The organism is Kitasatospora sp. NPDC058032, assembly GCF_042885845.1.
In the GTDB taxonomy this organism is placed as follows: domain Bacteria; phylum Actinomycetota; class Actinomycetes; order Streptomycetales; family Streptomycetaceae; genus Kitasatospora.
Window position 1 is genome coordinate 94,806 of sequence record NZ_JBHVRK010000010.1, and the last position, 10,354, is coordinate 105,159.

The following is a 10,354-nucleotide window of genomic DNA, read 5'->3' on the forward strand; positions in this document are numbered from 1 at the left end:
CGCCGGCCGCCCGGCCACGGCTCAGGTCCGCTTGCGGAAGCGGGCGACGGCGAGCGGTGCGAAGACCGCGGTGACGCCGACCGACCAGGCCAGCACGACGAGCGTCGGGTGCGCGACGGCGCCCTGGCCGTTCATCAGCGCCCGGCAGGCGTCGGCCAGCGCGGACAGCGGGTTCACCTTGGTGAAGGCCTGCAGCCAGCCGGGCATGGTGTCGGTCGGGGCGAAGATCGAGCTGCCGAACTGCATCGGCATCAGCACCAGCATGGCGACTCCCTGGACGGCCTGGGCACTGCGCAGGGCCATGCCGAGCAGCATCGAGATCCAGACGATCGACATGCCGAACACCAGGGACAGGCCGATCGCCGCCAGCAGCTCCAGCACGCCGCCCTTCAGCTCGAAGCCGAGGATCAGCGAGAACACGATCAGGATGCTGAAGGACAGCATGGCGCGGCAGGTCTCCGCCGCGATCTTGGACAGCAGCACCGAGGAGCGGCCGATCGGCAGGGTGCGGAAGCGGTCCATCACGCCGGTCTGGAAGTCGCTGTTGAGGCCGGTGCCGACGGCCATCGCCAGGGTGAGCCCGGTCTGCCCGAGCAGGCCGGGGATCATGTACTGCTTGTAGGCGTCCTGGCCGCCGGAGATGGCGCCGCCGAAGACGTAGACGAACAGCACCGTGAAGATGATCGGCATCAGGACGGCGTCGAACATCGACTCCGGGTCGGCCTTGATCCGCATCAGGTTGCGGCGGGTCAGCGCGCCGACGTGCCGCAGGTGGCCGGCCAGGCCGATCCCGGTGTCCTCGGCCCGGACGGGGGCGAGCGTGGCGGTGGTCATGCGACGGGCTCCTTGGCGAGGCTGGGGGCGGTGTCCGCGCTCGCGGGACGGTCCGCGGGCTTGCCGGTGATGGCGAGGAAGACCTCGTCGAGGCTGGGCAGCTTGGTGTCGATGCCGGCGACCGCGAAGCCGCGGGTGCCGAGCACGCCGATCACGGTGGTCAGCTGCTCGTCGGCGGTGATCGGTACCGAGAGCAGGCCGGTGTCGGCGGAGAAGGTCGCGCCGACGCCGGTGTCCTGCAGGCAGCGGGCCATCTCGGGCAGCTCGGCCGGGTGCGCCGGGCGGACCTGCAGGGTCCGGCCGCCGACCTGGGCCTTGAGCTCGGATATGCCGCCGGCCGCGATGACCCGGCCGCGGTCGATGACGGTCAGCTCGCCCGCGAGCTGCTCGGCCTCCTCCATGTACTGGGTGGTGAGCAGCACGGTGGAGCCCTCGGCGACCATCCGCTGCACCTCGTCCCAGACCTCGTTGCGGGTGCGCGGGTCGAGGCCGGTGGTGGGCTCGTCCAGGTACAGCACCCGGGGGCGGCCGATCATCGAGGCGGCCAGGTCGAGGCGTCGGCGCATGCCGCCGGAGTAGGTCTTGGCGGGCCGCTTGGCGGCCTCGGTGAGCGAGAAGCGCTCCAGCAGCTCGGTGGCGCGGGCCTTGGCGTCCCGGCGGGAGAGGTCGAGCAGCCGGCCGATGAGGTAGAGGTTCTCGTAGCCGGAGAGCAGTTCGTCGACCGAGGCGTACTGGCCGGTGAGGCCGATGGTGCGGCGCAGCTGCTTGGGCTGGCGCAGCACGTCGTAGCCGCCGACGAAGGCGGTGCCGGCGTCGGGCTTGATCAGCGTGGACAGGACGCGGACCAGGGTGGTCTTGCCCGCGCCGTTGGGGCCGAGGACTCCGAGGACGGTGCCTTCGCGCACGGTGAGGTCGACCCCGTCGAGCGCCTTGGTGGTGCCGAAGTGCTTGACGATGCCGTGGACCTCGACGGCGTTCCCCGCGGCGGGCCCCCGGTCGTTCGGGGCGGTGGAGATTCGTGTCATGCCCCACAGACTGTCCGACCCGGCTGTCAGCCCGCTGTCAGCGGGTGTGCCGGTACGGGGGCCGACCGGCGGTCCGCTGTCACGCGGCTGTCGGTCCGCTGTCGCGCGGGCCGTCACGCGGGCTGTCGTCGGGGCCCGGCCGCGGTCCGGACCCCGACGACGGTGCGCGTCAGTGGAAGGTGTGCTCCGGCGCGGGGAAGGCCCCGCCGCGCACGTCCTCGGCGAACGCGCGGGCGGCGCCGCCGAGGACGGCCCGCAGGTCGGCGTACTGCTTGACGAACTTGGGCACCCGGCCGGCGGTCATCCCGGCGAAGTCGGTCCAGACCAGCACCTGGGCGTCGCAGTCCGCACCGGCGCCGATGCCGACGGTGGGGATGGCGAGTTGCTCGGTGACCTGCTGGGCCAGCTCGGCGGGCACCGCCTCCAGGACGACGGCGAAGGCGCCGGCCTGCTGCACCGCCTTGGCGTCGCGCAGCAGCTGGTGGGCGGCCTCGTCGCCGCGGCCCTGGACGGGGTAGCCGCCGAGCGCGTGCACGGACTGCGGGGTGAGCCCGACGTGGGCCATCACCGGGACGCCGGCCTCGACCAGCAGCTCGATCGAGCGGGCGCTGCGCTCGCCGCCCTCCAGCTTGACCGCGCCGACCCCGGCCTCCTTCATCAGCCGGGCCGCGTTGCGCATCGCCTGGGCCGGGGACTCCTGGTACGAGCCGAACGGCAGGTCGGCGACGATCATGGCCCGCTCGGTGCCGCGGACGACGGCGGCGGCGAGCATCACCATCTGATCCATGGTCACCGGCACGGTGGTCTCGTAGCCGAGGTGGCAGTTGCCGGCGGAGTCGCCGACCAGCAGGACGGGGGTGCCGGCCTCGTCGAAGACGCCGGCGGTGAGGGCGTCGTAGGCGGTCAGCATCGACCACTTCTCCCCGCGCTGCTTGGCGGCGGCGAGGTCGCGGACGGTGACGCGGCGGTTGGTGACCCCACCGTAGAGGGTGGTGGTCGTCGCCGCCCGGTTCTGGGCAGGCGAAGGCGAAGAAGCGTTCATCGAACGGGCTCCTGAAAGGTTGTCGTCTCGTGGCGCCGTGCGGCGTCCCCGGATCACCTCCATGCTTGCACGGCCCGGCGCGGGTGCAAAAGGGGCGGAGGCCGTTCCGCTTGCCCGGGCGGCCCCGGTGGGCCGGGTGGTCTTTGCCACGGCTTTACGATACGGATTCGTCTCGTATCGAAAATGCCGCTACCCTGACCGCAGGGGGGTTACGAGACGATCGCGGCTCGAAATTCCCGCCAGTGCCACGCCGTACCACGACGGGAAGAACCCATGACCACCGCCGCCGCGCCACCCCGTGTGCCGGAAGCCATCCACCGCCGCCGCTGGGCGATCCTGTGCACCCTGGTGCTCGCCCTGCTCGTCGTCGTGCTCGACAACTCGATCCTCAACGTCGCGATGAAGACCATCGCGTCCCCGGCGCCCACCGGCATCGGCGCCAGCCAGAGCGACCTGGAATGGTCGATCAACTCCTACACCCTGGTCTTCGCCGGACTGCTCTTCACCTCCGGCCTGCTCGGCGACCGGTTCGGCCGCAAGCGGGCGCTGCTGGCCGGCATGGCCGTCTTCGGCCTCGCCTCGCTGCTCTCCGCGCTCGCCGGCACGCCGGGCGAGCTGATCGGCTACCGCGCGCTGATGGGCGTCGGCGGCGCGCTGGCCATGCCGGCCACGCTCGCCATCATCATGAACGTCTTCGAGCGCTCCGAGCAGCCCAAGGCGATCGGCATCTGGGCCGGCGCCGTCGGCCTGGCCATCGCGATCGGCCCGATCACCGGGGGACTGCTGATCGAGCACTTCTGGTGGGGCTCGATCTTCCTGGTCAACGTGCCGATCGTGGTCGTGGCGCTGATCGCGATGGCGGTGCTGGTCCCCGAGTCCAAGGACCCCAACCCGGGCCGGATGGACCCGGTCGGCGTGCTGCTGTCCATCATCGGCCTGGTCGCGCTGATCTTCGGCATCATCAAGGGCGGCGAGCTGGCCGACTTCACCGCCGTCGAGGCCTGGGGCCCGGTGCTGGTCGGTCTGGCGGCACTGACCGCCTTCGTGCTCTTCGAGCGCCGCACCGCCCACCCCGCGCTGGACATCGGCTGGTTCCGCAACAAGGTGTTCAGCGCCTCGGTGGTCGTGGTCGGCGTGGTCTTCTTCGCGCTGATGGGCGTCTCGTTCTTCGGCGTCTTCTACACCCAGAGCGTGCGCGGCTACAGCGCGCTGCAGGCCGGCGTGCTGATGCTGCCGCTGGCCGCCGCCCAGCTGGTGTTCGCCCCGCGCGCCCGGTTGGTGGTCGACCGCTTCGGCATCCGCGCCACCTGCGCCGTCGGCATGCTGTCCATCGCGGCCGGCTTCCTCGGCTACCTGCTGCTGGACGCCGCCACCCCGATCTGGGTGCTGGTCGTGCTCGGCCTGCTGATGGGCACCGGCATGGCACACGTCATGCCGCCGATCACCGTCGCGATCATGGGCTCGCTGCCCCGCGAGAAGGCGGGCGCCGGCTCGGCGGTCAACAACACCTTCCGCCAGGTCGGCGGCTCGCTCGGCGTCGCGGTGCTCGGCGCGGTGCTCTCCACCGTCTACCGCGACGGGATGTCCGACAAGCTCGCCCAGCTGCCCGCTCCGGAGCTGCGGGAGAAGGCCGGCGAGTCGCTGGAGGCCACCCTGGCCGTCGCCGCCCGGCTCGGCGACCGCGGCAAGGAGCTGATCGGCCCGGCCAACGACTCCTTCCTCAACGCCATGCACGTGGTGGCCGGGCTCTCCGCCGCGATCACCGTCGGCGGCGCGCTGATCGCCTGGTTCCTGCTGCCCGGCAAGGCCCCGGCCGACGGTTCCGCCGGCGGCTCCGCCGCGGCGCCGGGCGGGCGGGCGGACACGGCGGCGCGCAAGACGGCGGCCGCGGAAGCCTGACCCGCGACCGCGCTGAGCGAGAATGGGGCCCTGGCACCGGGAACCCGCCGGTGACGGGGCCCACGAGCGCGTGCGACCCCCGCCCTCCCTCGGGCGGGGGCCCACAACCGGGAGATGTGAGATGAAGACCGAGCCGACGGCCGTGCCGTCCTGCACGGGCCCGCGCCGGGGCAGGCCCCGCAGCGAGGCCGCCGAGCAGGCGATCTTCGCCGCCGTCGAGGAGCTGATGACGGACGGCACCAGCCTGTCCGAGCTGACCATCGAGGGCATCGCCACCGCCGCCGGCGTGGGCAAGGCCACCATCTACCGGCGCTGGCCCAACAAGGAGGCGCTGCTGGTCGACATGGTCAGCAGGCTGGAGGAGCCGTTGCCCGCCGCCACCGGCTCGATCCGCGGCGACCTGGTCGCGATGATCGAGTACATGCGGCTGCGCGGGCTCGCCAAGCGCTCCCGCTGGGTGCTCAAGGCGGCGCTCGGCCAGATGCAGAGCTGGCCCGAGCTGAACGCCGCCTACCGCGAACGGGTGATCCTGCCGCGCCGGGAGGCCGCCCGGGACGTCATCCGCCGGGGCGTCGCCGAGGGCGAGCTGCGCGCCGACCTCGACGAGGAACTGCTCGGCGACCTGCTGATCGGCCCGATCCTGGCCCGCAGCATCCTGTGGGACGACTCCGACCTGGACGACCCGGAGCTGGCCGAGCGGATGGTCGACGCGCTGCTGGCCGGCCTGGCCGGCCCGGCCCTGCGCCCCGTTCCCGCCTGACCCCCCGTCGGCCCGGCCCCTTCTCCGGCAGCCCGAACTCCCCTTCCCCGGGCCGCCCCGTGCAGTGGCCTGGCTCACCAACCGGGCCACGCCGGAACCCCGGTCCACCGGCCGGACGTCTGTCCCGGCATAGGCTGAGCCGGGAATCCGACCAAACCCGCACCAGTCCGGCATGCCCTCCGCCCGCCCGGCGGCGGCCCGCGCCGGACCGGCGGCGGCACGGGCGGACGGCGCGAACGACGGGAGCCACGGCATGGCGCAGGCGGACAGGGCGGACCGGGTGTCCACGGCGGAGGCCGGCGACCCGGGATCCGGCCGGCGCCCCGCGGCCGGGTTCCTCGGCGTGCGGGGCTGGGGCCGGGACGCCCGGGGCGCCACCGCCTGGCGGCGCGGTCTGCTGATCGCCGCGGCGGCCCTGCTCGTCGGCGCCGTGATGGCCTTCCACGCCGAGGTGCCCAACAGCACCGGCAACCTCGGCAGCCTGCTGGAGACCTTCCTGCCGTGGGTGGGCCTGGCCGTGCCGGTGCTGCTGGTGCCCGCCCTGCTGCGCCGCTCCGCCACCGCGCTGCTCGCGCTGCTGGTGCCGTTGGTGATCTGGACCGACATGTTCGGCGGCGCGCTCACCGACAAGAGCGGCGGCGCCGGCGACTTCACGGTGGTCAGCCACAACGTGGCCGCCGCCAACGAGGACCCGCAGGGCACCGTCCGGATGCTGGAGAAGTCCGGCGCGCAGATCGTCGCGCTCCAGGAGCTGGCCGGCCGGCCGCTGCGCGCCTACGAGTCCGGGCTGGCCGACAGCTACCCGTACCACGCGGTGGAGGGCACCGTCGGGCTCTGGTCCAAGTACCCGATCGGCGACGTCCGGGTGGTGGACATCAAGATGGGCTGGACCAGGGCGTTCCGGGCCGAGGTCGGCACCCCGCAGGGGCCGGTCGCGGTGTACGTCGCGCACCTGCCGTCGGTCCGGCTCAGGGCCGAGGGCGGCTTCACCGTCGACCAGCGCGGCGTCAGTGCCCAGGCGCTCGGCGACGCGATCGAGGCCGAGCCGGTGAAGAAGGTGCTGCTGCTCGGCGACCTCAACGGCACCATGAACGACCGCAGCCTGGCGCCGGTCACCTCGCAGATGCGCTCGGCCCAGGGCGCGGCCGGCGACGGCTTCGGCTTCAGCTGGCCGGCGACCTTCCCGATGGCCCGGATCGACCACATCATGAGCAAGGGCGGACTGCGGCCCACCGACTCCCGGACCCTGGAGCGGGACGGCAGCGACCACCTCGCGGTGGCCGCCACCTACCGCTACCAGTGACGGCGCGCGCTCCGGTCAGCCGCGGCGCCACCGGTTGGTGATCGGCAGCCGGCGGTCCCGGCCGAAGCCCTTGACCGAGATCTTCGGGCCCGGCGGGTACTGCCGCCGCTTGTACTCGGCGGTGTCCACCAGCCGCACCACCCGGTCCACCACGGCCGGGTCGAAGCCCGCCGCCACGATCGCGTCCCGGCCCTGGTCGCCCTCGACGTACAGGTCGAGCACGGTGTCCAGCAGGTCGTAGTCGGGCAGCGAGTCGGTGTCCTTCTGGTCCGGCCGCAGCTCGGCGGACGGCGGCTTGGAGATGGTGTTCTCCGGGATCGGCGGCACCTCGCCGAGTCGCTCGGCCTCCTCGTTGCGCCAGCGGGCCAGCCGGAAGATCAGCGACTTGTAGACGTCCTTGATCGGGCCGAACGCGCCGACCGAGTCGCCGTACAGGGTCGAGTAGCCGACCGCCAGCTCGCTCTTGTTGCCGGGCGCGAGCACGATGTGCCCCTCCTGGTTGGAGATCGCCATCAGCAGGGTGCCGCGCAGCCGGGACTGCAGGTTCTCCTCGGCCAGGCCGGTCAGCTCGGTGGCCGCCATGTAGGCGTCGAACATCGGGGCGATCGGCACGGTGCGGAAGTTCAGCCCGGTGCGGTGGGCCAGCTCGGCCGCGTCGTCCCGGGAGTGCTGCGAGGAGTAGCGGCTCGGCATCGAGACGCAGTACACGTTCCCGGCGCCGAGCGCGTCCACCGCGAGGGCGGCCACCACGGCCGAGTCGATGCCGCCGGACAGGCCGATCAGCACCGAGCGGAAGCCGTTCTTGCGGACGTAGGCCCGGGTGCCGGAGACCAGCGCCGACCAGATCTCCGCCTCGTCGCTCAGCCGCGGCGCCACCCCGGCGGACAGCGGCGCGGCGGGCGCCGGGCCCGGCTCGCCGCCCAGCTCGGCGCGGACCAGGTGCAGGCCGTCGGCGAGCAGCAGCCCGTCGGTGTGGTCGCTGCTGGCGGCCGGCAGGTCGAGGTCCAGCACCAGCAGGTGCTCCTCGAACTGCGGCGAGCGGGCCAGCACCTCGCCGTCCGGGGCGACCACGATCGAGTCGCCGTCGAAGACCAGCTCGTCCTGGCCGCCGACCATGTTCACGTACGCGAGCGCGCAGCCCGCCTCGGCGGCCCGGCGGCGGACCAGCTCCAGCCGGGCGTCGTCCTTGTTCCGCTCGTACGGCGACCCGTTGATCACCAGCAGCAGGCCGGCCCCGGCCTCGCGGGCGGCGGTCACCCGGCCGCCGTCCTGCCAGATGTCCTCGCAGATCGCCAGCGCGATGTCCACCCCGTTCAGCCGCAGCACCGGCAGCTGGTCGCCGGGGACGAACCAGCGGTACTCGTCGAACACGCCGTAGTTCGGCAGGTGGTGCTTGGCGAACCGGGTGGCCACCTCGCCGCCGAACAGCACCGCGGCGCAGTTCTGCGGGGAGCCGGCCGGCCGGCCGAACCGCGGCGACGCCTGCTCCGAACGGCCGAGGTACCCGACCACGACGGGCACCCCGCCGAGCCCCTCCGCGGCGAGCCGCGCGGCCAGCTCGACCAGCCCGGCCCGCGACGCCTCGACGAAGGAGCGACGCAGCGCGAGGTCCTCGACCGGGTACCCGGTCAGGGCCATCTCGGGGAACGCGACCAGCTGGGCACCGGCCTCCACGGCCTGCTTGGTCCAGTGCACCACCTCATCGCTGTTGCGTGCGATGTCACCGACCCACGGGTCGGTCTGGCAGAGGGCGAGACGGAGATTGGGCATGCCACCGAGTCTAATCGTCGATCTGACGCAATGTCTCGGCCGGGGGGTGCCGTGCGCCGGTCGGTGCTCCCCTCCCCGGCTCCCGGCGGCCGGAGGGATCCACCGGGGCCGGCGGTGAACCCCTCCGGGCCGGAGGGACGAGGCCGTCCCCCGGGGGGCATCCCCGGCTCGATCCGCCATGATGGGCGTAACACGGGCGTAAAGAGCAGAGGTGAGACTGTCCCCATGGGCAAGCAGCAGGAGTTCGTGCTTCGGACGCTCGAAGAGCGTGACATCCGGTTCGTCCGGCTCTGGTTCAGCGATGTCCTGGGGTTCCTGAAGTCGGTCGCGGTGGCGCCGGCCGAGCTGGAGCAGGCGTTCGAGGAGGGCATCGGTTTCGACGGCTCGGCGATCGAGGGGTTCGCCCGGGTCTACGAGTCCGACATGATCGCCAAGCCGGACCCGACCACCTTCCAGATCCTGCCGTGGCGCTCGGAGACCCCGGGCACCGCCCGGATGTTCTGCGACATCCTGATGCCGGACGGCTCGCCCTCCTACGCCGACCCGCGGTTCGTGCTGAAGCGCACCCTGGAGAAGGCCTCCGCCCAGGGCTTCACCTTCTACACCCACCCCGAGATCGAGTTCTTCCTGCTGAAGAACCTGCCCGGCGACGGCACCCCGCCGATCCCCGCCGACCAGTCCGGCTACTTCGACCACACCCCGCGCGGGGTGGGCCACGACTTCCGCCGCCAGGCGATCACCATGCTGGAGTCGATGGGCATCTCGGTGGAGTTCTCCCACCACGAGGGCGCCCCGGGCCAGCAGGAGATCGACCTGCGGTACGCCGACGCGCTGTCCACCGCCGACAACATCATGACCTTCCGGCTGGTCATGAAGGAGGTCGCGCTGGAGCAGGGCGTCCACGCCAGCTTCATGCCCAAGCCGTTCTCCGACCACCCCGGCTCGGGCATGCACACCCACCTGTCGCTGTTCGAGGGCGACCGCAACGCCTTCCACGAGTCCGGCGCCGAGTTCCAGCTCTCCAAGGTCGGCCGCTCCTTCATCGCCGGCCTGCTGCGCCACGCCGCCGAGACCGCCGCCGTCACCAACCAGTGGGTGAACTCCTACAAGCGGATCTGGGGCGGCTCGCAGCGCACCGCCGGCGCCGGCGGCGAGGCCCCGTCCTACATCTGCTGGGGCCACAACAACCGCTCCGCGCTGATCCGCGTCCCGATGTACAAGCCGGGCAAGCAGGGCTCCACCCGGATCGAGGTCCGCTCCCTCGACACCGGCTGCAACCCCTACCTCGCCTACGCCGTCACCCTCGCCGCCGGCCTCAAGGGCATCGAGGAGGGCTACGAGCTCCCGCCCGGCGCCGACGACGACGTCTGGGCCCTCACCGACCCCGAGCGCCGCGCCCTCGGCATCCAGCCGATGCCGCAGAACCTCGGCGAGGCCATCGACCTCATGCAGCGCAGCGAGCTCGTCGCCGAGACCCTCGGCGAGCACGTCTTCGACTTCTTCCTGCGCAACAAGAAGCAGGAGTGGGAGGAGTACCGCTCAGAGGTCACGCCGTTCGAGCTGCGCAAGAACCTCCAGGTGCTGTAACCGCAGGTCGGGACGGGTTCCCGTCGTAGAGAGGGCCCCGGGGGGGGGGGGGGGGCCCCCCCCCCCCCCGGCCCCCCCCCCGAAACCCGGCCGCCCCGCGGGGGGGGGGGGGGGGGGGTGCGGGGCCTCACACG

8 protein-coding genes are annotated in these 10,354 nt (G+C 72.7%); 4 read left to right on the forward strand and 4 right to left on the reverse strand.

The genetic code is table 11. The features are described 5' to 3' along the window. Nucleotides 1-21 precede the first annotated feature (21 nt). From ACFVUH_RS18185 to panB, 3 genes are all read right to left on the reverse strand, one after another. Nucleotides 22-834, reverse strand: a complete 813-nt coding sequence (locus tag ACFVUH_RS18185) for an ABC transporter permease (protein ID WP_355361950.1) — start codon at nucleotides 832-834, stop codon at nucleotides 22-24. After that, nucleotides 831-1,859: an ATP-binding cassette domain-containing protein gene (locus ACFVUH_RS18190; RefSeq protein WP_355361948.1), complete on the reverse strand. Its 1,029-nt coding sequence runs from the start codon at nucleotides 1,857-1,859 to the stop codon at nucleotides 831-833. The genes ACFVUH_RS18185 and ACFVUH_RS18190 overlap by 4 nt, the downstream gene beginning before the upstream one ends. Before the next feature lie 169 nt (nucleotides 1,860-2,028). Beyond that, the gene (gene panB, locus ACFVUH_RS18195; protein ID WP_387914246.1) at nucleotides 2,029-2,901 is read right to left on the reverse strand and encodes a 3-methyl-2-oxobutanoate hydroxymethyltransferase; all 873 of its coding nucleotides are present in this window, start codon (nucleotides 2,899-2,901) and stop codon (nucleotides 2,029-2,031) included. Nucleotides 2,902-3,174: 273 nt separating this feature from the next. Here panB and ACFVUH_RS18200 point away from each other — a divergent pair, with 273 nt between their 5' ends. The 3 genes from ACFVUH_RS18200 (at nucleotide 3,175) to ACFVUH_RS18210 (ending at nucleotide 6,863) form a co-directional block, all read left to right on the forward strand. Continuing rightward, nucleotides 3,175-4,800, forward strand: a complete 1,626-nt coding sequence (locus ACFVUH_RS18200) for an MFS transporter (RefSeq protein WP_387914248.1) — start codon at nucleotides 3,175-3,177, stop codon at nucleotides 4,798-4,800. Nucleotides 4,801-4,921: 121 nt separating this feature from the next. Beyond that, nucleotides 4,922-5,560, forward strand: a complete 639-nt coding sequence (locus tag ACFVUH_RS18205) for a TetR/AcrR family transcriptional regulator (RefSeq protein WP_355361943.1) — start codon at nucleotides 4,922-4,924, stop codon at nucleotides 5,558-5,560. 253 nt (nucleotides 5,561-5,813) lie between these two features. Beyond that, the gene (locus tag ACFVUH_RS18210; protein ID WP_387914458.1) at nucleotides 5,814-6,863 is read left to right on the forward strand and encodes an endonuclease/exonuclease/phosphatase family protein; all 1,050 of its coding nucleotides are present in this window, start codon (nucleotides 5,814-5,816) and stop codon (nucleotides 6,861-6,863) included. A gap of 15 nt (nucleotides 6,864-6,878) precedes the next feature. On the opposite strand, the gene ACFVUH_RS18215 is transcribed toward ACFVUH_RS18210, so the two are convergent. Further along, complete coding sequence (locus ACFVUH_RS18215) at nucleotides 6,879-8,633, reverse strand: NAD+ synthase (RefSeq protein WP_387914249.1); 1,755 nt, start codon at nucleotides 8,631-8,633, stop codon at nucleotides 6,879-6,881. Between the two features lie 225 nt (nucleotides 8,634-8,858). Here ACFVUH_RS18215 and ACFVUH_RS18220 point away from each other — a divergent pair, with 225 nt between their 5' ends. Next, complete coding sequence (locus tag ACFVUH_RS18220; RefSeq protein WP_355361937.1) at nucleotides 8,859-10,220, forward strand: glutamine synthetase family protein; 1,362 nt, start codon at nucleotides 8,859-8,861, stop codon at nucleotides 10,218-10,220. Nucleotides 10,221-10,354: the final 134 nt, after the last annotated feature.

Excerpts from the sequence above, each read along its gene's own strand:
- ACFVUH_RS18185 (WP_355361950.1), bottom strand. The coding sequence starts at position 834 with ATGACCACCGCCACGCTCGCCCCCGTCCGGGCCGAGGACACCGGGATC.
- ACFVUH_RS18190 (WP_355361948.1), bottom strand. The coding sequence starts at position 1,859 with ATGACACGAATCTCCACCGCCCCGAACGACCGGGGGCCCGCCGCGGGG.
- panB (WP_387914246.1), bottom strand. The coding sequence starts at position 2,901 with ATGAACGCTTCTTCGCCTTCGCCTGCCCAGAACCGGGCGGCGACGACC.
- ACFVUH_RS18200 (WP_387914248.1), top strand. The coding sequence starts at position 3,175 with ATGACCACCGCCGCCGCGCCACCCCGTGTGCCGGAAGCCATCCACCGC.
- ACFVUH_RS18205 (WP_355361943.1), top strand. The coding sequence starts at position 4,922 with ATGAAGACCGAGCCGACGGCCGTGCCGTCCTGCACGGGCCCGCGCCGG.
- ACFVUH_RS18210 (WP_387914458.1), top strand. The coding sequence starts at position 5,814 with ATGGCGCAGGCGGACAGGGCGGACCGGGTGTCCACGGCGGAGGCCGGC.
- ACFVUH_RS18215 (WP_387914249.1), bottom strand. The coding sequence starts at position 8,633 with ATGCCCAATCTCCGTCTCGCCCTCTGCCAGACCGACCCGTGGGTCGGT.
- ACFVUH_RS18220 (WP_355361937.1), top strand. The coding sequence starts at position 8,859 with ATGGGCAAGCAGCAGGAGTTCGTGCTTCGGACGCTCGAAGAGCGTGAC.